Source organism: Neobacillus sp. K501 (assembly GCF_053749995.1).
Genome location: NZ_JBSLYA010000002.1, coordinates 397694 through 420690, shown reverse-complemented (window position 1 = coordinate 420690; position 22997 = coordinate 397694). Strand labels below are relative to the sequence as shown.

Genomic DNA, 22997 nt, shown 5'->3' with positions numbered 1-22997 from the left:
GATCAATTGGTTTGCATCCTTTTTATATATAACCTTTCCAATAGTATTTCGTCGCCCTTATCATATTTTTATGAGAATAAGCATAAGTTTTTCTGAAGAATGTTAGCACTTTGCCTATCATCACATACAATATATGGACTTATGCATAGGAGGGAAATTAGAGTGAAGATCCATATCGTACAGAAAGGGGATACTCTTTGGAAGATCGCCAAGAAGTACGGCGTGAATTTTGAAGAGCTGAAAAAGATGAATTCACAGCTCAGCAACCCTGATATGATTATGCCCGGTATGAAAATAAAAGTCCCAACCACAGGTGGATCGATTAAAAAAGAAGCACCGATGGGATCAAAACCGGGGGCAATAATCAATTTAGGCACGAAAAAGGAAAAGCCGATTGCTGAGCAACCGTTAGTCAAAGAGAAACCAAAAGAAATGCCAATGAAGGAAGCCCCTAAAAAAGAGCTTCCTATAAAAGAAGCACCAAAAGCACCAGCCAAAGAAGCACCAAAAGCTCCAGTAAAAGAAATACCAAAAGCCCCAATCAAAGAAGCGCCAATCAAAGAAATGCCTAAAAAGGAAGCACCAATTAAAGAAGTACCGAAAACACCATACACTCCAAAAATGCCTCTACAAATTGTCCCTGAAATTGATATCAATAACTACTATTTGACGAATATGACCAAAATGGAGGTTAAACAGCCGCAACTACCTCCTAAACCAGCGAATATACTCCCTGAAATGAAAGAACCTAAAATGCCTGTTTTACCTGTGCAGGAATCTCCAAAAATGCCAGTTATGCCTGTGCAGGAATCTCCAAAAATGCCAGTTATGCCTGTGCAAGAATCTCCAAAAATGCCAGTTATGCCTATGGTAGAATCTCCGAATGAGCTGCCGCATCCTCCAATGGAGCAGCCGGTAGCCCAAGACTATTGTGTACCAGTTACACCAGTATTGCCGGGAACAGGATTTTTCCCACCACCGCCAATGTGGTGTCCGCCGCCTCCTTGTCCTCCGGGTGGATTTGTGCCGTATCCACAAGTTCAAGGAGTAGGAATGCAAATGCCGATGGCGCCAGGTTTGATGCACCAACCAGCGGGAGGACCAGCCCCAGGAGTTGCAGGATCATCATTTATGCCTTATGGACATGACGATGAATCATCATCGTTTATGCCGCAATTGCCAACAGGCAGCCAGATGCCGTTTGGTGGTCAAAATCCGGCTATGCAACCGATGCAGGCGCCATTAATGGAGTCTCAAGCCCCTGGTCAAATGCCAATGGGAGGTCAGATGCCAGGCGGATTCGGTCAAATGCCAATGGGAGGCCAGATGTCAGGCGGATTCGGTCAAATGCCAATGGGAGGTCAGATGCCAGGCGGATTCGGTCAAATGCCAATGGGAGGCCAGATGCCAGGCGGATTCGGTCAAATGCCAATGGGAGGTCAGATGCCAGGCGGATTCGGTCAAATGCCAATGGGTAGGCAGATGCCAGGAGAATTTGGTCAAATGCCGATGGGAGGTCAGATGCCGGGCGGATTCGGTCAAATGTCAATGGGAGGCCAGATGCCAGGTGGTTTTGATCAAATGCCAATGAGCGGCCAGATGCCAGGAGGTTTTGGTCAAATGCCAATGGGAGGCCAGATGCCAGGAGGTTTTGGTCAAATGCCGATGGGAGGCCAGATGCCAGGTGGCTTTGGTCAAATGCCGATGGGAGGCCAGATGCCAGGTGGCTTTGGTCAAATGCCGATGGGAGGCCAGATGCCAGGTGAATTTGGCCAAATGCCTGATTTTGATGAAAGTCCAACTGATTTACCGGCAGGCTCGCCAGCAGCGACTAGCCAAGGTTGGTTTGATCCACAAATGGGAGGCAATCCAGGGATGGGCGGGCCAATGGGCTTCGGCAATCAAGGGATGGCTGCACCAACGGGGATGGGATTACCATATGGCCAAATGCCATACGGCTATCCGCAAATGGGGGCACCTGGATCGCAATTTATGGGAACACAGGATTTTGGAACCCCAGATATGGGAATGAATCCGGCAGGCGGTCAAATGCCGTTTATGCAGCAGCCATTTCCTTCTCAAGGAGGATTGCCAGTTGGAACGGGAGCATTAGGTGATTGTGGTTGCGGTGGGCCTGCACCAGCTGCTTTACCGCAAAACTTTATCCCGCCAACACCTCCAATTTATAGCGCACCATATACAGGTCCAGTCAATATGGCTCAACCACCATTTATGAATCCATATGGTATGGGACCACGATATGATGATGAAAGCAATGACTATGACTTTTAACAAAAATGGAGACGATGATTATTTCTATCGTCTCCTCTCTTATTTTCGCCAGCAGTTTCATGAAAATATTATCGATATGGTGCCCTATCGAAAAAGTGTCATCTTGCTAAAAACCAATCAAAACACTTACATGCTTAAAGGTTACAAAAGAAATAATCGACTTAAACTACAAGAAGTTTTTACCACAACACTTCGAAATGAAGGATTTTCCAAAACCTATCTTTTTGTCCATCCTGAAATAAAGGAACCCCTTTGTTTTGAAGGTACTTATTTTGGTTGTATGGAATACATCCCTCCTAACAAATCGCCTTTCACGTACAAAACCAAAAAAAATCGCCTCGAGGGGCTTGAACTATTGACGCAATTTCATCAAGTAACCGGCACGTTTGAATCCCGTTATCGGACGCTTATCCCGAGAAGTAATATCCTTGAAAAATGGAAGGAACGAGCTGAGCTTTTTTCCAAAAATCTATCTTTTATTAAGTATTTTCTAAATGAAGCTTATCTAACCGAGATGCTGAATTGGGCAAACTGGTCATTAGATGGGATGGATAACCATTGTTCATTTTTTGATCAGGAACCGCCTGTTATTCTTCATGGGGATGTAGCTCATCACAATTTTATCAGGGATACGAATGGCCGTTTAAATCTCATTGACTTTGATTTAATTAGTATTGGTCCTCCCTCATTCGATTATTTACAGTATGCAAATCGAATCCTGCCTTATCAGGATTGGTCTTTTGAGAGTCTTGCATATTTTTCAATATTTGAAAGACTATTAGAAGAAAAAGCTGTATTATATGCGTTAGCTTTTCCAGCTGATATTTTTCGTGAATGGAACAGACTTACTCGTGATAAGTCATACACCAATCATAAAAAATTGAATCAAGTAATGAGCCTGACCGTCGATCAGTTTTACTTACGAAAGAACTTTATCGAAACGTTAATCAAGAGGATTAATTAAAATCTCTGGTCTATAATGGCAGAATGAAATCCCCTTAATGCACACAAGCTATTCGTGAGCATAGCATGCGATGCTCACTAGCCTTGCAAGGGGGTTTTTCGTTTGAACAAAAAAAAGTGGATGATTCCTTTGTCAGCCTTGCTTGCATTGGGGCTGTCAGGCTGTGCAAAAGACGATCAAGCGGAATCGGATAAAAAAAATCAAAATTATGCTCAGCCGATTGGATATTATTCAAATGAAAATCATCCAGAAGGCCGTAATGGGATGCTTTCGGATAACGATGGTCCATTACCTGAAGCGATGGATCATACGATTGGCGATGAAGACAGAGAGATTAATGATGCGAGAAAAAGGGATCTTCGAGATAAAGATGAAAATGGAAATCCTAAGAACCCAACAAAACCGTTGGCAAATCATGACCATAATTTTTTTCAACGCGATAACCAGTTTAGTACGAGCGATGCCAATTATCATGGTCATATGAATCAAAGAATGGGGACAACTGGTACAACCACAAATCCTGAATTTCAGGATAAAGCAAAAGGGACAATTAAAAATAAAGTAGCTGCAATTGATAATGTCCGTCAAGTTCGGTCAGTCGTATTTGGTAATTCTGTGATCGTCTCAGTCGATTTAGTTGACAATAAACATTCGGATGAAACAAAAAGAGCGATTCAAAACGCTGTAAAACCGTATGTTGGCGGAAGACAGGTTCAAGTCATTACGGATGATGGAGCGTTGGGACGTGATCGCAATCGAAACAACGATATCCAGCGTCCAGAACATAAACCAGTTCATTAATTTTGGGGGCAAAGCTTTAAGCTTTGTCCTTTTTGATTTTTCTCTTGAGGATAAAAAGGGAAAATAAGGCTAAACTAGTAATGAATTAGATTTTGATTAAATAAGAGGTGATTATGCATGAGGTTCAATTGGGTAGCGAAGAATCGGCATTGGTTGGTCGTGGTCGCTTTTGTTCTTTTCATGTTTATCGGAGGGGCGCCAGGGATGCTTTTGACTAGTTCCGCCGAAGAATTGGAAAACCATTACGAGACGGAACCTCAGCAATTAACAATAATATTGGAAAGAATCTATCTTGATGGGGAGATCAGCGAGGAAGTTATCTTGGATTCTTATTGGTCCATTGAAAATTTTTGGGCGAAGTATGACCAATGGCAGTTACAGGATGTAGATAAAAGTAAAATGGTTTTTAGGAAAAAAGTAGATGACATTTCACCGTTGTTAAAAACCAATGGTTATTTCGGAATTACTGAAGATGGTGTATTGACTATATTTAACGGTCGTCCAGACAGATCAAGAATTATTCAATCTTTTTTTCAAATAGATGTGAAAAAGCTCGAGAGTAAGAAACAAGAAGAGCTAATTCAAGGAATTCCGATTAAAACAAAGGATCGATATGTAGAGGTTTTAGAAACTTTTAAACCCTATTCCATAAAAGAATAACCGAAACAGACTGAAATTTTTCAGCCTGTTTTTTTGTTTGAATTTGGAGTAATCGAAACGGGGGTATTTGGGTAATGATGGTGGCCTGCAGTTACCCAAAATCAAAAAAGGCAAGAAGTTGGGTAACAGCAAGTGGCCTGCAGTTACCGAAAATCGAAAAAGTCAAGAAGTTGGGTAACAGCAAGTGTTCTGCTGTGACCCAAAATCAAAAAAGGCAAGAAGTTGGGTAACAGCAAGTGGCCTGCAGTTACCGAAAATCAAAAAAGTCAAGAAGTTGGGTAACAGCAAGTGGACTGCTGTTACCCAAAATCAAAAAAGTCAAGAAGGTGGGTAACAGCAAGTGGTCTGCTGTTACCGAAAATCGAAAAGTCAAGAAGTTCGGTAACAGCAGTCAGACAGGAGTGTCGGAATATCAAAAATACAAGGGTTCATGTCACCTATTTCCAACTTGGTGAGGTTCAGATAATATACTGTTTTAAATATATTGAGAATAATGATTTTTTCCGATGACTTGATAGTTTTCTTTTAAAATTCTTCTAATTTGTTTTTTTGATTCCAAAACCTTACACCACTCATAAACAACCTGAGTTGTAATCTTCATTTCAGGACAAAGCAATTTTAGTTCCTCCACAGTCCTTACTACCGCATCATCAATCTTTTCCACACACCCGCATGTCTCACAAACGATATACTTCCCTCCAACCGTAATCAAAAATGAATGACATAAAGAACATGTCATGCCATTACGTAATTCTCCATAGTTATAAGAATGAATCTGGTTGTAAGGGGATTCAATAATGTGGTCAGCAACCAATTGTTGGGCAAGCTTCATATGCCTCTCATATATTTTTCCAGGGAGCATATTAAATTTCTTCATGAGATGGGGGATCTGTGTCGGAAAAGTAATGGTATCGTTTAAAGGGGCTTGATAAAAGGTAAACTCAGGATTAACGTAAACCAGGTATGGTTCAATTGGGAATGAATATCCGATTTTTTGGAGATATTGCCGAGGCAAGGATTCACTGCGTTCCACTTGCTTAAGAGGATCTTTAATCTCAAGACCGTTTTTAATGTGGAGTTGACCAGATTTATATTCATAATCTCCTTCAATTTTTAACTTCGCAAGTGTAAAGCTTTTTTGGCGAAATGATTACACTATCGAGTTGGAATATTGTGTTGTTAACCGAAAGCAAAAGATCGTTCAAGATCAGGAGGCCGCTTTCAAGTTTTTCTGTCATTAAATCAAACTTTACCTCTCCTTCGTACCCCTTTTCCTGACTTAAATAGTAACGCTTTTCTTCAGGGTCTAACTCTTTTCTAGTGTTTAAACTTCTCAAAATCTTTAATTTTTTTTGGTTCAGTGCGGTTTTTAAAAGCCATATTCCACTTCCTTTCTAACAGTAATTTTATTTTACATAAAAGATCGAAGGAACTGTATGAATATTACGTTAACATTACCATTGTTTTCTCAAAAATCTCATCCAAAAGTTGTAGGTAAAGTTCAAGCTTTTTTCTGAGGGAATTACTTCCAGAAACCTTTAAGCTAAAGACATAAAGGAAAAGGGAGAGATTGAAATGGAAAAGAAAAAAGTGGTTATGATAACGGGTGCTTCAAAGGGGTTGGGCAGGGCGTTGACGTTAGCATTTGCAAAGGAAGGGGTACGGTTGGCTATCTGCTCCAGGTCCGAACATGCGCTTAAAGAGGTAAAAGCAGAAGCCGAAGCGAATGGTGCCGAGGTGCTTGCGGTTACCGCTGATATTTCAAAAACAAGAGATGTTGAAAGGTTCGTAGCATTGACGGAGGAAGCCTATGGCCAAATAGATGTCCTCATTAATAATGCCTCCATTTTAGGGCCGAGTCCAATGCCGCTCCTGCTCGATTATCCGGAAGAGGATTTTGCTGAGGTGTTACGGGTAAATTCCATTTCGCCATTTCTGGTGACAAGAAGAGTGATCCCTGGAATGCTCCAGAGAAATCAGGGCTCGGTAATAAATGTGACATCTGAAGCAGGCCATGTTGGGTATGCAGGCTGGGGAGCTTATGGCATTTCGAAATTTGCCGTCGAGGGACTTACCGAAACCTGGGCAGATGAATTAAGTTCAACCAATGTTCGTGTTAATATGGTCGACCCGGGAGAAATGGATACGGAAATGCACCGACTAGCCGTTCCAGACTGCGACTATTCATTAGCTAAACCAGAGGAAGTCATCGAGGTTTTCTTATATTTGGCATCGGAAAGGTCATCCGGGATCAATGGTCAGAGATTTGAAGCCCAAGAGTTTTCCGAGGAGGGACAATGATGGGAGCAACGGCATTTGATTTCTATCTACCTTCTGACTTAAATGCTTCACATCCTCCGGAAAGACGCGGTGTAAGGAGAGATCATGTTAAGTTGATGGTTCTCGACCGGCAGTCTGGGAATGTCAGGCATGACCAATTTTACCGACTATCGGATTATCTTCGGCCGGGAGATATGCTTGTCTTAAACAACAGCCGAACAGTGCCAGCAATTCTCCAAGCAAGCTGGATGAGGGGCGAAAAGTTAATTCAACAAAGAGTCGAAATCCGCCTAGCAAGACGTCATGATGAAGCGGTTTGGGATGTGTTAATTGTTGCCGACGAAGTGAACTTGGGGGATCTTCTGCAATTTTCCTCCGACCTTTCAGCTCAAGTAATTGACCAGAAAAAGGGGTCACCGCTAAAGACCATTCGTTTTTCTAAAAAAGGAACAGAGTTGTTTAATCGAATTTATGCGCTTGGGGAACCGATACGCTATGAATACATTCAGGAAGAATGGGCGCTGGATTATTATCAGACTGTGTTTGCCAGTCACCCAGGGTCAGTGGAAATGCCTTCTGCAGGAAGAGCATTTAGCTGGGAAATGTTATTTAACCTCCAGCGTAAGGGGATACAGCTTGAATTTATTCAACTTCATACCGGACTAAGCTATATGCTGGAGGATAAACTGGAATCGTCACCGGAGGATAATTATGAAGAATATCAACTATCTGAGAGTACAATTGAGAAAATAAATAAAACAAAAGCATCCGGAGCAAGGGTAATTGCTGTCGGAACAACGGTTGTTCGGGCATTGGAAAGCGCAGCGATAACCGGAAGATTATCTGGAATTACAAACCTTTATATTAATGAAAATTTCCCACTTAAGCTGGTTAATGGGATTATTACCGGGTTTCATGAGCCCAAGGCAAGCCATCTCGATATGCTGACTGCGTTTGTGCCCCAAGACATCTTATGGAATGCTTATGATTCTGCCATCAAAAACCGATACTTATGGCATGAGTTCGGTGACATGAATTTAATATTATAAGGATGAGATAAAAGCTGACTAAATACGTCAGTTTTTTCTTGCCTTTAGAATGAGAGTACGACTATGATTTAAGCAAATAACGTTGACAATTCGGTCGGATTCAGGGGGAAAGGGATGTCTAAGGAGTCGAGATACGAAGAAATTGAAATATTAAAAGAAATTGCTGAGCTGTTGAATGAAGGGACGGATTCGAAAACCGTTTTACCTGTCGTTTTAAAACAACTCCTGCATTTAACAGGGCTGAAAGCAGGATGGATTTTTTTAATCGATGAAAAAGGAAAGCACGGGCTGGCGGCAAAAGAGTCACTTCCGCAGGCATTAGCGCTTCACAATAATCAAAGAATGTGTGAGGGAGATTGCTGGTGTGTCAATCGCTACAATAATGGGAAGCTCAACAAAGCGACGAATATTATCGAATGCCAACGCATAGAAAACGCTATCCTTGAAAAAGCGGGAGATACAGCTGGGCTTACCCATCATGCGACCGTTCCTTTACGAGCAGGAAACGAAAGATTTGGCATCTTGAATGTAGGCTCTCCCTACAAAACACATTTTCAAAAAGATGAACTTGCCTTACTTGAAGCTGTTGCCTTTCAAATCGGTACGGCTTTAAAAAGGATGAAATTAACCCAAAGTGAGCAAGAAACGGCACTTGTTTCTGAAAGAAATCGACTTGCAAGGGACCTTCATGATTCTGTCAATCAATTGTTATTTTCACTTAATCTAACAGCGAGAGCTGGTAAGGAAATGACAGAAGTGGAGGAAGTACAACAAACCTTTTCCTATATTCAAGATCTTGCTCAGGAAGCGCTTGGAGAAATGCGGGCATTAATTTGGCAGTTAAAACCTCATGGACTTGAGAACGGAATTGTAAGTGCTTTAAACGGCTATGCGGAATTGCTTGGACTGACTATCGAAACAAAAGTGACTGGCATTTCAAGCTTGCCAGGAAGGGTCGAAGAAGCTTTGTGGAGAATCGGACAGGAAGCACTAGGCAATTGCAAAAAGCACTCGCAAACAAACCGAGTAGCGTTAAGGATAACAATGAATAATGACTCGGTAGAAATGATGATTGAAGATCAGGGCTGCGGCTTTTTTTATGATGAACAGGTTGAGATTCCATCTTTGGGATTAAAAAACATGAAAGCACGGACGGAAGGTTTAAACGGGACATTTCAGTTAACTAGTTCACCAGGAACGGGTACGAAAATACAAATTAATATACCAATTTAGGGGGAGAAATTTTGGGGATTCGAATATTAATCGTCGATGATCATCATGTAGTAAGGCGGGGGCTAAGCTTTTTCTTAAGGACACAAAAAGAGATTGAAATTATTGGGGAAGCCGGGAATGGTAAGGAAGCAGTCCAACTCGCGAAGGAACTGAAACCTGATCTGATACTAATGGACCTTATCATGCCTATTATGGATGGCATCGAAGCAACGAAATTGATTAAAACGGACATGCCGGAAATCAAAATCATGATGCTGACAAGTTTTTCGGATCAGGACCATGTCATTCCGGCATTAGAAGCAGGTGCTTCTGGCTTTCAATTGAAGGATATCGAGCCAGATGAGTTAATTAGCTGTATCAAAAAAATTGTCGCGGGTGAAAACCAGCTTCATCCGAAGGCTACCTCCCACTTACTTGCCAATCTATCAAATAAAGGGTCAGAGGAAAGAAATCTTCTTGCCGAATTAACGAAAAGAGAAATAGAGGTACTGAAGGAAATCGCCAAAGGAAAAAGTAATAAAGAAATTGCCGCTTCACTGGTTATCACTGAGAAAACCGTGAAAACCCACGTGTCTAACCTTTTGTCCAAACTGGAATTAGCAGATCGGACCCAGGCCGCTCTCTACGCTGTAAAGAATCACTTAGTAGAGTAAAACGGACCAATCCCCTAGGCAGTTACATCCACGATAGGATATAATAGTTGTTTAGGTCGATAGAGATTTGTTCTAATCGAATAATGTTATATGATAAAATGAAATACATGTAACTCATGGGGAGAGAACATCATTGTACGAATTTATAAAAGGAACCGTTGAGTTTGTAGGTCCGGAATATATTGTGATCGAGAATAATGGAATCGGTTATCAAATTTCAACACCAAATCCATTTATCTATTCAGGAAAAATGGGGACTATGGTTACCGCTTATACTTATCATTATGTTCGTGAGGATATAATGGCCTTATACGGTTTTGAGACACGAGAGGAAAAAAAGCTGTTTACAAAGTTACTTAATGTTTCAGGAATTGGTCCTAAAGGGGCACTTGCGATTCTTGCTTCTGGTGAAGTACAGCAGGTCGTTTCAGCGGTTGAAAATGAGGACGAAAGCTTTCTGATTAAATTCCCTGGCGTGGGTAAGAAGACAGCAAGACAAATGATTCTTGATTTAAAAGGAAAACTTCAGGATATTGTTCCTGACTATTTTCCTAATCTATTTAACGCAGATCAATTCTCAGAGCAAACACAACCGAGCAACCATCCACTTGAGGAGGCAATTCTTGCCTTGAAAGCCCTTGGTTATTCAGAAAAAGAAATTAAAAAAATTACACCAGATTTGAAGAAAGAACAACTTTCTACAGATCAATATATTAAAAAAGCCCTGCAGCGGCTTTTAAAATAAGGTGATGATTCATGGAAGATAGAATAATTTCTAGTGAAGCAAACGATAACGAAATCACGTTTGAACAAAGCCTAAGGCCACAGAACCTAAGGCAATACATTGGCCAGGACCAGGTGAAAAAGAGCTTAGAGATTTTTATCCAGGCAGCAAAGCTTCGCAAGGAAACTCTTGACCATGTCTTGCTTTACGGACCGCCGGGGTTAGGAAAAACCACGCTTGCGGTCATTATTGCCAATGAGATGGGTGTCAATATTCGAACAACCTCGGGTCCGGCGATTGAAAGACCAGGTGATTTAGCGGCCATATTAACAGCCCTTGAGCCCGGGGATGTATTATTTATTGACGAAATTCACAGGCTGCCTCGAACCATTGAAGAAGTCCTATATCCTGCGATGGAGGACTTTTGCTTGGATATTGTGATTGGGAAAGGTCCTAGTGCTCGTTCGGTAAGACTTGACCTCCCGCCATTCACACTCGTCGGGGCTACGACAAGGGCTGGATCTTTATCGGCGCCGTTACGAGATCGATTTGGAGTTTTGAGCCGCCTCGAGTATTATAAAGAAGAACAATTAAAAAATATTGTGCTAAGAACAGCAGATTTGTTTGAGACGAAAATAGACGACCAATCCGCTGCTGAGATTGCAAGACGTGCGCGGGGAACCCCGAGGATTGCTAACCGCCTTTTACGGAGAGTCCGAGATTTTGCGCAAGTAAGAGGAAACGGTGAAATCGATTTAGCCTTGGCAAGAGAGTCGTTAGAATTATTACAGGTAGACCGGCTTGGGCTTGATCATATTGACCACAAATTACTTAAAGGAATTATTGAAAAATTCCGCGGCGGACCTGTTGGACTTGATACGATTGCAGCCTCGATTGGAGAAGAATCAGAAACGATTGAAGACGTCTACGAACCATATTTATTGCAGATTGGGTTTCTACAACGGACTCCAAGGGGAAGAATGGTAACGAATCAAGTGTATCATCATTTTGGTATGGAATTGCCAAGCTCTTGATTTATTTTTTGATAAGTAGGGATGTATTTTATGAAAGTAGATTTATTTGATTTTCATTTACCAGAGGAATTAATTGCGCAGGTCCCTTTACTAAACCGGACTGATAGCAGATTAATGGTTTTAAATAAACAAACAGGCGAAATAAAACACGAAGCTTTTAAGCATATTACCGAATATTTGCGTGAAGGGGATTGTCTTGTACTGAATGATACAAGAGTACTTCCTGCACGCCTTTTTGGCGTTAAAAAAGATACGGGTGCTAAAATTGAGGTATTGCTATTAAAGCAGCTTGAAGGTGACCAGTGGGAAACACTTGTGAAACCGGCAAAACGTGTAAAAGAAGGAACAGAAATTGATTTTGGTGACGGCCTGCTGACAGCTGTTTGCACGGGAACTTCAGAACATGGTGGGAGAATACTGGATTTTCAATACGATGGAATTTTTTACGAGGTGCTTGATCAGCTTGGAGAAATGCCATTACCGCCCTATATAAAAGAACAGCTTGATGATCGTGAGCGGTATCAAACCGTTTTTGCACGCGAACCTGGCTCAGCTGCTGCTCCAACAGCAGGTCTTCATTTTACAGAAGAACTGCTCGAAGAGGTACGAGCAAAAGGTGTTCATGTCGCCTTCATCACGCTGCATGTCGGCTTAGGCACTTTCCGGCCAGTGAGTGTCGACGATGTATTAGAGCATGATATGCATTCCGAATACTATATGGTGACGGAAGGTACGGCCCGCCTATTAAACGAAGTTCGTGAAAATGGCGGTCGAATTATTACTGTTGGGACAACCTCCACAAGAACATTAGAAACGATTGCCACCGCCAATGATGGGATTTTTGTTGAAGGTAGCGGCTGGACTAATATTTTTATTTATCCAGGGTATCCATTTAAAGCAATCGATGGTATGATAACCAATTTCCATTTACCAAAATCTACATTGATTATGCTTGTAAGTGCATTAGCCGGCAGAGAACATGTATTGCATGCCTATAATACGGCTGTAGAGGAGCGTTATCGCTTCTTCAGTTTTGGGGATGCAATGCTCATCATCTAGGTTTTAACGGAAGGAAGGAGAAAAAGGCAATGACCGCAATTCGTTATGAATTTATTAAAACATGTAAACAAACGGGTGCCCGTTTAGGAAGAGTACATACCCCTCATGGTTCATTTGATACCCCTGCATTTATGCCAGTTGGAACGCTTGCTACAGTAAAAACGATGTCGCCTGAGGATTTAAAAGAAATGGGTGCAGGAATTATTCTGAGTAATACCTATCACCTTTGGCTGCGTCCTGGCCATGAAATTATTCGAGAAGCAGGCGGACTTCATAAATTTATGAACTGGGATCGTGCAATATTAACCGATTCCGGCGGTTTTCAGGTATTTAGCTTAAGTGAATTCCGGAAGATCGAAGAAGAAGGTGTTCATTTCCGCAATCATATGAGCGGTGAAAAATTATTTTTATCGCCAGAAAAAGCGATGGAAATTCAAAATGCGCTTGGCTCGGATATTATGATGGCGTTCGATGAGTGCCCGCCGTTCCCGGCTACATTTGAATATATGAAAGCATCGGTAGAAAGAACTTCACGTTGGGCTGAGCGCTGTTTAAATGCGCATCAGCGTCCACAAGACCAAGGCTTGTTTGGTATTGTTCAAGGCGGAGAATTTGAGGAGCTTCGAAAGCAAAGTGCGAAAGACCTTGTTTCCCTTGATTTTCCTGGTTATGCCGTCGGTGGACTTTCGGTTGGTGAGCCCAAAGACGTAATGAATCGAGTACTAGAGTTCACCACACCTCTTTTACCAACAAATAAACCACGTTACCTGATGGGGGTAGGCTCGCCTGATTCCTTGATTGATGGAGCGATTCGCGGGATTGATATGTTTGACTGTGTCTTGCCAACCCGAATTGCCAGAAATGGCACCTTGATGACAAGTGAAGGTCGTTTGGTTGTTAAAAATGCTAAATTTGCTAAGGATTTTGGACCGTTAGATCCTGAGTGTGATTGCTACACATGCAGAAATTATAGCCGTGCTTACATTCGTCACCTTATTAAATGTGACGAAACATTCGGAATAAGATTAACTAGTTACCATAATCTCTATTTTCTGTTAAGATTAATGGAGAAGGTCAGACAAGCCATCCGTGAGGACCGGCTTGGTGATTTCCGAGAAGAGTTTTTTGAACGTTATGGTTTCAATAAGCCAAACGCGAAAAATTTCTAATAGATGCTACTTCGAAAGGAGGGAAAGAGATGCAAGGATTAGGTTCAATCATTCCATTAATACTAATGTTTGTCTTATTTTATTTCCTATTAATTCGTCCTCAGCAAAAACGCCAAAAGGCAGTTACGCAAATGCAGAACGAGTTAAAGAAAGGTGATAAAATTGTCACGATTGGCGGCTTGCACGGTTTTATCGATTCTATTGATGAAAATAAAATCGTGATTAAATGTGGAGATGGCACTCGTCTTACATACGACCGCAATGCCATTCGCGAAGTGACAGAATCAGCTAAAACTTCAACTGCAGAAGTTTCATTAGAAAAATAAGAGCTTAGATGACTAAAAAGGAAGCCTTCACTACATGGAGGCTTCCTTTTTCATTAAGCTGTACGCGAATTATTGCTTGAAATATTAACCCCAAGGATGCCTCCCATCATCGCAATTAAGATATAGCAGACATGATAGATGACCTGTTCAAAATCGAAGAGGCGGTCATACCCTAAAAATTGAGCTAGAAAGACAATGAAACTGTAGATGATTCCTGTCAATCCACCGATTAACCAGCCCTTTTGTTTCCGTTTTCCCCCTGACAAAAACCCGCCTCCAAACAGCGCAATAAACGATACAGCCGTTACAACATATTGAAGTGAGCCTTCCCGAACGGATGTAAATTTTAAAATAATGGAAAAGATAACGCTGCTGACGATGGCAAATAAGAAGATGAAAATCAACCCATACAAAATGGCTGTAGCAAAGCTTTTTGATTCTATTTTACTCTCCCCCTTCAGTGCCTTATCCTAGCGTCTAGACCCTAAGATAAACAGTATCTTACCTAGTACAAGCATATTCTTGATTTTAAAAAATAGAATAAAATTTTTTTAGAAATTAGCAAAGGGGTTGGAAAATAATTCCGTAAATGATTACCTATAGTTTGCAAACAATAGTGATGAATGTAAAAAAGGGGCGACAATCGTGGAAGATTATTTAATTATTCTAGCGCGGACGATATTGTATTACGTGGTCATACTCATCATTTTCCGTCTAATGGGTAAACGGGAAATTGGAGAATTAAGTATCCTTGATTTAGTAGTATTCGTCATGATCGGTGAGATGGCGGTTGTCGGTATCGCAGATACGGAAAAGTCTTTACTTCTTACGATTGTTCCAATGATTTTATTAATGATCATTCAAATCATCATGGCAATCGTTTCGTTAAAGAGTAAGAGATTTCGTGATCTTATCGATGGTAAACCGACAGTTATTATTAACAGGGGCAAGATCGATGAGGATGCGATGAGAAAACAGCGCTACAATTTTGATGATTTAATGACACAATTAAGAGAAAAGGACATTCGCAGTATTGCCGATGTTGAATTTGCGATTTTAGAATCATCGGGAAGTTTGTCAGTCATTGAAAAATTACAAGATAGTAAGGAGGGTGATATCACAATTCCTTTAATTGTCGATGGTATGATTGAAGAAGAAAATCTTTCCCGAATTAATAAAACCAACCTCTGGCTCCGCCAAGAATTGAAAAAAAAGGGATATCGCGATCTCAAAAAGATTTCCTTTTGTAGCTATGAAAATGGGAAGTTCTTCGTCGATATCATGGATGAAGAATAAAAGACACGCATGGGCGTGTCTTTTCATATTAATGGGCAAATAAGTTCCTAATAAATGGGATTCGGTTAAGATCATCTTTTTTAATCAGGCCGGCTAAGATAAGCAACAGGATATAAATCACCGACATCCCCGAGGCAGTGGTTAAAACTCGTACAACTAAATGCTCACCTAAAAGGATATGTTGGAATAACCAGTAGCCAAGCCAGGCAGCGACGCCCATGATGACGATCCCCTTTAGATAATCCCGAATATAAAGGGAAAAAGAAATTTTCTTAAGGACTGTCGCAAAATGAAGGATCGTGACTAAAACAAAACCGACCATAATTCCCAACGCTACTCCTGTGATTCCAAAGGCCGGCTGTGAGGCAAGTAAAAAAATGATCGCTGTTTTAACAATGGCGCCAATTAAACTGTTGATCATCGCCGCTCTAGCTAAATTTAAGGCTTGGAGAACTGCTTGCAGTGGTCCTTGATAGTAATAGAATAAAAAGAAGGGTGCCATCAAGCGGATAAAATCTGAACCTTTTGTTGAGCCATACATTAACTCCATCAGAGGATCTGCTAATACATAAAGGACGATGACGGACAAACCGCCTGTTAGAAAGGCGAAGCGTAAAGCTTGCTGTAAACGGTGTTCGATTAATCTTTGATTATTTTGGGAATTGGCCTCACTAATGGCTGGGACTAAGGATGTTGCTAAAGAATAAGTAACAAATGACGGCAGCATTAAAAGCGGCATCGCAAAACCGGTTAAAGCTCCGTATTGTTTCGTAGCTGCAGCAAAGGTAACTCCAGCAATGGCTAAGCTGTGAGCGACAACGATTGGTTCGAAAAACCAGGAAATCGATCCAATCATTCGGCTTCCCATCGTTGGCAGGGCAATTTCCATTAATTCATGATAGGTTTTCTTGCCAGACTGGACAAATTTGAAAAAGTTCTTTCTTAGCTTGAATTTTTTCTTTAATTTAAAGGTCGTCACTAAATAAACTAATGATACGAGCTCTCCGACGATTGCTGCAACCATCGCTGCTGCCGCGGCGTATTCAATTCCATATGGAAGAAAGGCCTTTGTCATCACTGCAATTAATGCAATTCGTACAAGCTGTTCTAATATTTGTGAGATCGCTGGCGGCCGCATGTTTTGTCTGCCTTGGAAATAGCCTCTTAACACGGATGAAATCGCGATAACAGGAATAACAGGTGCGATCGCAACGAGCGGATAATAGGTTCGTGGATCCGTGAAAAGGGTGGTAGATAGAATCGGTGCCAGTAAGATTAGTGCAGGTGTAAAAATGAGTGACAGCGAAATGGTAATGGCCAGTGAAACAACAAGAATTTTTTTGATTTCCGCATAATTTCCTTTTGCTTCTGCTTCGGCAATATTCTTCGAAATGGCAACAGGCAAACCCATTTGCGTTAACGTTACCACAAGGATGAACGTGGGATAGGCCATCATATATAAGCCAACGCCTTCTTCCCCAATACTCCTAGCAATGACAATTCTAACGATAAATCCAAGAACTCTAGTAATTAATCCGGCTATTAATAGGATAAAGGTCCCTTTTAAAAACTTTGACATGCCGTTACCCACCTTCTCAAAAAAGAGGAATTCATATACAATTAACTATATGCAACAGGGTGGACAAAGCATGACAAGGTGTTTGTTTTTTTAGAGATAACGGACCAAATGTCCAGGGAGGCAATACGATGGAGAAGAGCCACGCATACAATCATTTTCGCACCCAGGTAGAACCAGCAATGACAAGTAAATTAGAGGAATTTCTTTTGCTCGGATATGATTCGATTTCAGAAGACGGGCTGTGGGAATTCCTCATGAAAAAAAAGTGGAAGAAGGTAAAGGAAGAAATAAGAATTTATGAGATTATTGATGATATCCTTTCAATAAAGGTTAGTGATTTCATTAGCTATACAACGATCGAGACATACAAAAATAATGACTTTGATATTGAAAATGAAAATGAATGGAAAGAGCTATTAAAATAAATTTCTTTTAATTTCTTATTAAATTGACAGCCTTTCCATGATATTTCATAATGAAATCAATGAATTTTTTATTACTTATTTATATGGCTTTACGCAGCAGTGCTTTGTTGTAGCCCTAAGGAGGAGCAATACATAATGGTTAAGCGCAGTAGAATCATCGCTTTCCTGCTAGTAGTCATACTAATAGGAAGTGCAATGGGTGTTACCACAGAAGGTATCTTAAAAAACATTAAACTTGGCTTAGATCTTCAAGGTGGTTTTGAGGTATTGTATGAGGTAAAACCAGCCAAAAAAGGTCAGAAAATTGACAAGGAAACATTGGCAAGTACGGCCGAGGCGTTGGATAAACGAATAAACGTCCTTGGTGTAAGTGAACCGAATATACAAATTGAGGGAGAAAATCGTATTCGAGTTCAGTTAGCTGGAGTTACGGATCAAACGGAAGCAAGGGAAATCCTGTCAACCCAGGCAAATCTTACTTTCCGTGATGCGGATGACCAGATAATGATGGATGGTTCAGATTTGGCAGAAAATGGCGCCAAGCAAACCTTTGACGAAAATGGTGCACCGAGTGTCTCACTGAAATTAAAAAGCGCAGACAAGTTTAAAAAGGTAACGGAACAAATTGTTGGAAATGCACCAAATAATGTATTGGTTATCTGGCTTGATTTTGAGGAAGGTAAAGATTCTTTTAAATCGGAAGTCGCAAAAGAGAATCCTAAGTTTTTATCAGCACCTACGGTAAATCAAGTTTTTAATCAGGACAGTGTTTCCATTGTTGGAAACTTTACGGCAGAAGAAGCACAACAATTGTCTTCACTTTTAAATGCTGGAGCCCTTCCAGTGAAGTTGACTGAGGTTTACTCCACTTCTGTTGGAGCAAAATTTGGTGAACAGGCACTGAATGAAACGATTTTCGCAGGGATCATTGGGATTGCGCTTATATACATCTTTATGCTTGTTTATTACCGTTTTCCTGGCTTTATCGCAGCCGTTACCATGTCCATCTACATCTATTTGGTATTATTGATATTTGACTGGATGAATGGTGTATTAACCCTTCCAGGTATTGCAGCGTTAATTCTTGGGGTGGGTATGGCAGTGGATGCCAACATTATTACCTACGAACGAATCCGTGAAGAAATTAAGGTGGGTAAATCGATAAAATCTGCCTTCCAAGCCGGAAGTAAAGGTTCCTTTACCTCCATTCTTGATGCTAATTTGACAACCATCTTAACGGCTGCTGTTCTATTCTTTTATGGTACAAGCTCTGTTAAAGGCTTTGCTACAATGTTATTGGTAAGTATTTTGTTAAGTTTTATCACTGCTGTTTTTGGCACACGTCTATTCCTTGGTATGTGGGTCAGCAGCGGTTTCTTGAATAAAAGAGCTAGTTGGTTTGGTGTCAAAAAATCTGCAATTAAAGATATCGCCGAAAATTATGATACGCTTGATCTTCCAACGAGATGGGATCGCTTTGATTTTGTTAAGGTTAGAAAATTATTCTTTATCATTTCAGGGATGCTAATCACAATTGGTTTAGTGCTGCTCCTAGTTTTCCGTCTGAATCTATCGATTGATTTTTCAAGTGGTACTAGGGTTGAGGTTTTATCCGATAAACCTTTGACGACAGAACAGGTTGATAAGGCATTTGAAAAGTTAGATATTGAAACCGATGATATTGTTATTTCTGGTGAAGACAAAGAAATTGCCTCAGCCCGACTAAAAGGTGTATTATCCAAGGATGAAATAGCGGAGTTAAAATCAACCTTCCATGATGAATTTGGAGCGGATCCTAGTGTAAGTACGGTTTCGCCAACGGTCGGTAAGGAGTTGGCGAAAAATGGAATCATTGCTCTAATCATCGCATCAATCGGTATCATTATTTATGTAACGATCCGCTTTGAATTCGCGATGGCGATTTCGGCAATTGTGTCCTTGCTTCATGATGCCTTCTTTATGGTTGCCTTCTTCAGCATCACTCGGCTTGAAGTAGATTTAACCTTTATTGCTGCTGTCTTAACAATTGTCGGTTACTCGATCAACGATACGATTGTTACCTTTGACAGAATGCGTGAAAACTTGCAAAAGAAAAAGAGACTTAAAACCTTTGATGACATCGCTGATGTTGTAAATATAAGTGTTCGTCAAACATTAACACGTTCGGTTAATACCGTGTTAACCGTGTTAGTAACGGTTATTGCGATGGTTATCTTCGGCAGCGAATCCATTCGTAATTTCAACATCGCCTTGCTGGTAGGATTAATTACTGGTGTATATTCTTCTATCTTCATAGCTACAAACCTATGGGTTGTCCTTAAAGCTAGAGAATTGAAAAAGAAGGGTACAATCAAAACAGTAAAAGAAAAAAGAAAATACTCAGACGAACCACAAGTATAAAGTATTTAAAACCGCAGAAAATATCTGCGGTTTTTTCTACGTTAATTTAACATTTGAAAGGACCTGATCACTCCTGTATAATAGTAAAGTCTGAGAGGTGATTCGCATGTTGAAGTCGAAAACGAGATGGATTGTTCGTGAATCTGATACACAATTAGTAAAAACACTTGAAAATGAACTGAAAATAACGCCACTTGTTGCGTCTATGCTTGTCAACCGCGGATTCAAAACGTGCGATACAGCACGGTATTTTTTATTTGGTAAAGAACAGTTCCATGACCCATTTTTACTTAAAGGCATGGATTTGGCTGTTGAGCGGATTCGCAAAGCCATTGACAATCAAGAACCGATCCTCATATTTGGAGATTACGATGCGGACGGAGTGAGCAGTACAACGGTTATGATACTCACGCTAAAGGAATTAGGAGCAAATGTACAATTTTACATTCCTAACCGTTTTACAGAAGGATATGGACCGAATGAACCTGCCTTCCGTCATGCAGCTGAAATCGGAATAAAATTAATTATTACTGTTGATACGGGAATATCTGCGATACATGAAGCAAATGTTGCGAAAGACCTTGGGCTTGATCTCATTATTACGGATCACCATGAACCTGGTCCGGTATTACCGGAAGCGCTGGCCATTATCCATCCCAAACTTCCTGATAGTGTGTATCCGTTTAGGGAGCTTGCAGGTGTTGGTGTTGCCTTTAAGTTAGCTCATGCTTTATACGGTAAAGTTCCGGAGCATTTACTTGAAATCGCCGTTATTGGAACAATTGCAGATTTAGTTTCTTTAAAAGATGAAAATCGTCTGATTGCTAAAAAAGGCTTAGAAAAACTAAAGGTTACGAAAAATATTGGTTTAAAAGCGATTTTTAAATTGGCTGGAGTCGATCTTCAATCCATAAATGAAGAAACAGTCGGATTTGCACTAGCACCAAGGATTAATGCCGTTGGACGTTTAGAAAATGCCGATATGGCTGTTGAACTACTACTTACGGATGATCCGATGGAAGCAGAAGTGTTGGCTGAAGAAATGGATGCGCTCAATAAGACAAGGCAATCAATTGTCAATGAGATTACCGCTGAAGCGATCGAAGAGGTTGAGAGCAAATTTCCAATTGACAAGAATTCCGTTCTTGTTATTGGAAAAGAAGGCTGGAATGCTGGTGTCATTGGGATCGTTGCTTCCAGACTAGTTGAAAAATTTTACCGTCCGACCATTGTCTTGAGTTTTGATCAAGAGAAGGGACTGGCTAAGGGCTCGGCGCGGAGCATTGAAGGTTATGATTTATTCCGAAATTTGTCAACTTGCCGCGATATTTTACCTCATTTTGGGGGACATCCGATGGCAGCGGGCATGACTCTTCAACTAGAAAATGTTCCTGACCTGCGCAATCGATTAATTGACCTTGCCAATCAACAATTAACGGAAGAAGACTTCACTCCGATTACAAAACTTGATCTTGAAACGAATATCGACGAGGTCACTTTAAAATCTTTAGAGGAAATGAATCTTCTTGCACCATTTGGGATGGACAACCCTAAACCCAAGGTATTAATCAATGATGTTCAAATTACCACTTTGAGAAAAATCGGCAGTGATCAAAATCATTTAAAGGTGATCGTTAATGAAAATAATGCCAACTTGGATGGAATTGGTTTTGGTTTAGGGGCATTAGCTGACCATATTTCACCAGCGGCGAAAATTTCATTAATGGGTGAATTAGCGATAAATGAGTGGAATAATATTCGTAAACCACAAATTTTTATACAGGATATAGCCATCAAGAGTTGGCAGCTATTTGATTATCGTGGAGCAAAACGCTTGAACGTGATAGCAAATACAGTCCCAAAGGAAAAGCGGAAATTTGTTGTTTTCAACAAGGAACAGTTTGAAATCATTGACCCGGCACTTAAAGATGAGGCATGTCTAATTCAAGACACCGAAGCGGCAATGGCTTTCGATACTCATCAAGCAAACCTCGTATTTGTTGATTTGCCGCCTTCCAAGGAAATCCTTGGTCAAATGCTAAATGGTAAACAGCCAGCTAGAATTTATGTTTATTTTCTTAAAGAAAATAGTGATTTTTTCAGTACGGTACCAACAAGGGATCATTTTAAATGGTTTTATGCCTTGCTTTTAAAAAAAGGTCCTCTTGATTTAGCACGATATGGGGAAGATATTGCTAAAAGCCGTGGGTGGTCACAGGAAACAATCGCCTTTATGTCAAAGGTGTTTTCTGAACTTGAATTTGTTACAATAAACAATGGATTTATCACATTGAATAAACAAGCGCAAAAGCGCGATTTAACGGAATCGATAACCTATCAAACAAAACAACAACAATATGAGCTTGAAAAGGATTTATTATTTTCTTCCTACCAGCAATTAAAAAGTTGGTTTGATGGAGTCATCCAAGATTCGGTTACAATTGAGGAGGCACTAATTTAATGGACTTAAAGCAATTTGTAGCAATCGTACCAGATTACCCAAAACCAGGGATTAAATTTAAAGATATTACTCCGTTAATGAATAACGGTGAAGCCTATAAGTATGCTACAGATCAAATTGTTGATTATGCAAAGGATATGCAAATTGATATAATTGTTGGACCTGAAGCACGTGGTTTCATTATTGGCTGTCCTGTTGCCTATTCTTTAGGGCTTGGCTTTGCTCCTGTTCGTAAGGAAGGAAAACTTCCGCGTGAAACAGCTAAAGTCAGCTATGGCTTGGAATACGGAAGTGATGTTTTAACGATTCATAAGGATGCCATTAAACCAGGTCAGCGTGTTTTAATCACAGATGATTTACTAGCAACTGGGGGCACGATTGAAGCAACGATTCAATTAGTAGAACAACTTGGCGGTGTTGTTGCTGGAATTGCTTTTCTTATTGAATTAACGTATCTTGATGGTAGGAAAAAGCTAGACGGCTACGACATTCTGACTTTGTTAGAATATTAAAATTAGGTAGAGGGCACTCGCAAATCGAGTGCTCTCTTAATTGTAAATAGAGCTAATTCTTCGTTATTTTCGACATTTTT

Annotated in this window: 22 protein-coding genes; 18 read left to right on the top strand and 4 right to left on the bottom strand. The window is 40.6% G+C overall.

The window, feature by feature from the left end:
• Nucleotides 1–162: 162 nt before the first annotated feature.
• The 4 genes from safA (at nucleotide 163) to ACWM35_RS06635 (ending at nucleotide 4717) form a co-directional block, all read left to right on the top strand.
• The gene (safA, locus tag ACWM35_RS06650; RefSeq protein ID WP_454816655.1) at nucleotides 163–2292 is read left to right on the top strand and encodes a SafA/ExsA family spore coat assembly protein; all 2130 of its coding nucleotides are present in this window, start codon (nucleotides 163–165) and stop codon (nucleotides 2290–2292) included.
• A complete protein-coding gene (locus ACWM35_RS06645; protein WP_454816653.1) occupies nucleotides 2261–3256 on the top strand; it encodes a phosphotransferase in 996 nt (331 codons plus the stop codon). The genes safA and ACWM35_RS06645 overlap by 32 nt, the downstream gene beginning before the upstream one ends.
• Nucleotides 3257–3358: 102 nt before the next feature.
• Nucleotides 3359–4057: a YhcN/YlaJ family sporulation lipoprotein gene (locus tag ACWM35_RS06640; protein ID WP_454816651.1), complete on the top strand. Its 699-nt coding sequence runs from the start codon at nucleotides 3359–3361 to the stop codon at nucleotides 4055–4057.
• A gap of 117 nt (nucleotides 4058–4174) precedes the next feature.
• Nucleotides 4175–4717 carry a BofC C-terminal domain-containing protein gene (locus tag ACWM35_RS06635; RefSeq protein ID WP_454816649.1) on the top strand — a complete coding sequence of 181 codons (543 nt, stop codon included), beginning with the start codon at nucleotides 4175–4177 and terminating at the stop codon, nucleotides 4715–4717.
• A gap of 475 nt (nucleotides 4718–5192) precedes the next feature.
• Here the strand turns inward: ACWM35_RS06635 and ACWM35_RS06630 are convergent, their stop codons facing one another.
• Both ACWM35_RS06630 and ACWM35_RS06625 read right to left on the bottom strand, forming a co-directional pair.
• Nucleotides 5193–5549: a hypothetical protein gene (locus ACWM35_RS06630; protein WP_454816648.1), complete on the bottom strand. Its 357-nt coding sequence runs from the start codon at nucleotides 5547–5549 to the stop codon at nucleotides 5193–5195.
• Between the two features lie 274 nt (nucleotides 5550–5823).
• Nucleotides 5824–6054: a nuclease-related domain-containing protein gene (locus ACWM35_RS06625; protein ID WP_454816646.1), complete on the bottom strand. Its 231-nt coding sequence runs from the start codon at nucleotides 6052–6054 to the stop codon at nucleotides 5824–5826.
• A 238-nt stretch (nucleotides 6055–6292) separates the two neighbouring features.
• Between ACWM35_RS06625 and ACWM35_RS06620 the strand changes: the two genes are divergently transcribed.
• The 9 genes from ACWM35_RS06620 (at nucleotide 6293) to yajC (ending at nucleotide 14244) form a co-directional block, all read left to right on the top strand.
• Nucleotides 6293–7018 carry an SDR family NAD(P)-dependent oxidoreductase gene (locus ACWM35_RS06620; RefSeq protein ID WP_454816644.1) on the top strand — a complete coding sequence of 242 codons (726 nt, stop codon included), beginning with the start codon at nucleotides 6293–6295 and terminating at the stop codon, nucleotides 7016–7018.
• Entirely contained in the window at nucleotides 7018–8046 is a 1029-nt protein-coding gene (locus tag ACWM35_RS06615) for an S-adenosylmethionine:tRNA ribosyltransferase-isomerase (RefSeq protein WP_454816642.1), read from the top strand. Before ACWM35_RS06620 ends, ACWM35_RS06615 begins: the two co-directional genes overlap by 1 nt.
• Before the next feature lie 114 nt (nucleotides 8047–8160).
• Nucleotides 8161–9279, top strand: a complete 1119-nt coding sequence (locus tag ACWM35_RS06610) for a GAF domain-containing sensor histidine kinase (protein WP_454816640.1) — start codon at nucleotides 8161–8163, stop codon at nucleotides 9277–9279.
• Nucleotides 9280–9290: 11 nt separating this feature from the next.
• Nucleotides 9291–9932 (top strand): response regulator, encoded by a 642-nt coding sequence (locus tag ACWM35_RS06605; protein WP_454816638.1) that lies wholly within the window; start codon nucleotides 9291–9293, stop codon nucleotides 9930–9932.
• A 133-nt stretch (nucleotides 9933–10065) separates the two neighbouring features.
• Nucleotides 10066–10677, top strand: coding sequence for a Holliday junction branch migration protein RuvA (gene ruvA / locus ACWM35_RS06600; RefSeq protein ID WP_454816636.1), 612 nt, complete (start codon nucleotides 10066–10068; stop codon nucleotides 10675–10677).
• Between the two features lie 11 nt (nucleotides 10678–10688).
• Nucleotides 10689–11690: a Holliday junction branch migration DNA helicase RuvB gene (ruvB, locus tag ACWM35_RS06595; RefSeq protein ID WP_454816634.1), complete on the top strand. Its 1002-nt coding sequence runs from the start codon at nucleotides 10689–10691 to the stop codon at nucleotides 11688–11690.
• 30 nt (nucleotides 11691–11720) lie between these two features.
• Complete coding sequence (gene queA / locus ACWM35_RS06590; protein WP_454816632.1) at nucleotides 11721–12749, top strand: tRNA preQ1(34) S-adenosylmethionine ribosyltransferase-isomerase QueA; 1029 nt, start codon at nucleotides 11721–11723, stop codon at nucleotides 12747–12749.
• A gap of 29 nt (nucleotides 12750–12778) precedes the next feature.
• Nucleotides 12779–13918, top strand: a complete 1140-nt coding sequence (gene tgt / locus ACWM35_RS06585) for a tRNA guanosine(34) transglycosylase Tgt (protein ID WP_454816630.1) — start codon at nucleotides 12779–12781, stop codon at nucleotides 13916–13918.
• A gap of 29 nt (nucleotides 13919–13947) precedes the next feature.
• On the top strand, nucleotides 13948–14244 hold the full coding sequence (gene yajC / locus ACWM35_RS06580; protein WP_454816628.1) for a preprotein translocase subunit YajC: 297 nt from the start codon (nucleotides 13948–13950) through the stop codon (nucleotides 14242–14244).
• A gap of 53 nt (nucleotides 14245–14297) precedes the next feature.
• Here yajC and ACWM35_RS06575 read toward each other — a convergent pair whose 3' ends face one another.
• Nucleotides 14298–14657, bottom strand: coding sequence for a TIGR04086 family membrane protein (locus tag ACWM35_RS06575; protein WP_454816626.1), 360 nt, complete (start codon nucleotides 14655–14657; stop codon nucleotides 14298–14300).
• 232 nt (nucleotides 14658–14889) lie between these two features.
• Between ACWM35_RS06575 and ACWM35_RS06570 the strand changes: the two genes are divergently transcribed.
• Nucleotides 14890–15540, top strand: a complete 651-nt coding sequence (locus ACWM35_RS06570) for a DUF421 domain-containing protein (protein WP_454816625.1) — start codon at nucleotides 14890–14892, stop codon at nucleotides 15538–15540.
• 28 nt (nucleotides 15541–15568) lie between these two features.
• Here ACWM35_RS06570 and spoVB read toward each other — a convergent pair whose 3' ends face one another.
• On the bottom strand, nucleotides 15569–17119 hold the full coding sequence (spoVB, locus tag ACWM35_RS06565) for a stage V sporulation protein B (RefSeq protein WP_454816623.1): 1551 nt from the start codon (nucleotides 17117–17119) through the stop codon (nucleotides 15569–15571).
• A 128-nt stretch (nucleotides 17120–17247) separates the two neighbouring features.
• Between spoVB and ACWM35_RS06560 the strand changes: the two genes are divergently transcribed.
• The 4 genes from ACWM35_RS06560 to ACWM35_RS06545 all read left to right on the top strand — a co-directional run bounded on the left by ACWM35_RS06560 (nucleotide 17248) and on the right by ACWM35_RS06545 (nucleotide 22917).
• Complete coding sequence (locus tag ACWM35_RS06560) at nucleotides 17248–17544, top strand: post-transcriptional regulator (RefSeq protein WP_454816621.1); 297 nt, start codon at nucleotides 17248–17250, stop codon at nucleotides 17542–17544.
• 135 nt (nucleotides 17545–17679) lie between these two features.
• Nucleotides 17680–19944 carry a protein translocase subunit SecDF gene (gene secDF / locus ACWM35_RS06555; protein ID WP_454816619.1) on the top strand — a complete coding sequence of 755 codons (2265 nt, stop codon included), beginning with the start codon at nucleotides 17680–17682 and terminating at the stop codon, nucleotides 19942–19944.
• Between the two features lie 106 nt (nucleotides 19945–20050).
• Complete coding sequence (recJ, locus tag ACWM35_RS06550) at nucleotides 20051–22405, top strand: single-stranded-DNA-specific exonuclease RecJ (protein ID WP_454816617.1); 2355 nt, start codon at nucleotides 20051–20053, stop codon at nucleotides 22403–22405.
• Nucleotides 22405–22917: an adenine phosphoribosyltransferase gene (locus ACWM35_RS06545; RefSeq protein WP_454816615.1), complete on the top strand. Its 513-nt coding sequence runs from the start codon at nucleotides 22405–22407 to the stop codon at nucleotides 22915–22917. Before recJ ends, ACWM35_RS06545 begins: the two co-directional genes overlap by 1 nt.
• Nucleotides 22918–22997 lie beyond the last annotated feature (80 nt).

What these genes read in the sequence shown, in the direction of transcription:
- ACWM35_RS06545 (WP_454816615.1), top strand. Translation starts at nt 22,405, where the DNA reads ATGGACTTAAAGCAATTTGTAGCAATCGTACCAGATTACCCAAAACCA.
- ACWM35_RS06630 (WP_454816648.1), bottom strand. Translation starts at nt 5,549, where the DNA reads ATGAAGCTTGCCCAACAATTGGTTGCTGACCACATTATTGAATCCCCT.
- spoVB (WP_454816623.1), bottom strand. Translation starts at nt 17,119, where the DNA reads ATGTCAAAGTTTTTAAAAGGGACCTTTATCCTATTAATAGCCGGATTA.
- yajC (WP_454816628.1), top strand. Translation starts at nt 13,948, where the DNA reads ATGCAAGGATTAGGTTCAATCATTCCATTAATACTAATGTTTGTCTTA.
- secDF (WP_454816619.1), top strand. Translation starts at nt 17,680, where the DNA reads ATGGTTAAGCGCAGTAGAATCATCGCTTTCCTGCTAGTAGTCATACTA.
- ruvB (WP_454816634.1), top strand. Translation starts at nt 10,689, where the DNA reads ATGGAAGATAGAATAATTTCTAGTGAAGCAAACGATAACGAAATCACG.
- ACWM35_RS06635 (WP_454816649.1), top strand. Translation starts at nt 4,175, where the DNA reads ATGAGGTTCAATTGGGTAGCGAAGAATCGGCATTGGTTGGTCGTGGTC.
- ACWM35_RS06610 (WP_454816640.1), top strand. Translation starts at nt 8,161, where the DNA reads ATGTCTAAGGAGTCGAGATACGAAGAAATTGAAATATTAAAAGAAATT.
- tgt (WP_454816630.1), top strand. Translation starts at nt 12,779, where the DNA reads ATGACCGCAATTCGTTATGAATTTATTAAAACATGTAAACAAACGGGT.
- queA (WP_454816632.1), top strand. Translation starts at nt 11,721, where the DNA reads ATGAAAGTAGATTTATTTGATTTTCATTTACCAGAGGAATTAATTGCG.
- ACWM35_RS06645 (WP_454816653.1), top strand. Translation starts at nt 2,261, where the DNA reads ATGATGATGAAAGCAATGACTATGACTTTTAACAAAAATGGAGACGAT.
- recJ (WP_454816617.1), top strand. Translation starts at nt 20,051, where the DNA reads ATGTTGAAGTCGAAAACGAGATGGATTGTTCGTGAATCTGATACACAA.
- ACWM35_RS06615 (WP_454816642.1), top strand. Translation starts at nt 7,018, where the DNA reads ATGGGAGCAACGGCATTTGATTTCTATCTACCTTCTGACTTAAATGCT.
- ACWM35_RS06560 (WP_454816621.1), top strand. Translation starts at nt 17,248, where the DNA reads ATGGAGAAGAGCCACGCATACAATCATTTTCGCACCCAGGTAGAACCA.
- ACWM35_RS06620 (WP_454816644.1), top strand. Translation starts at nt 6,293, where the DNA reads ATGGAAAAGAAAAAAGTGGTTATGATAACGGGTGCTTCAAAGGGGTTG.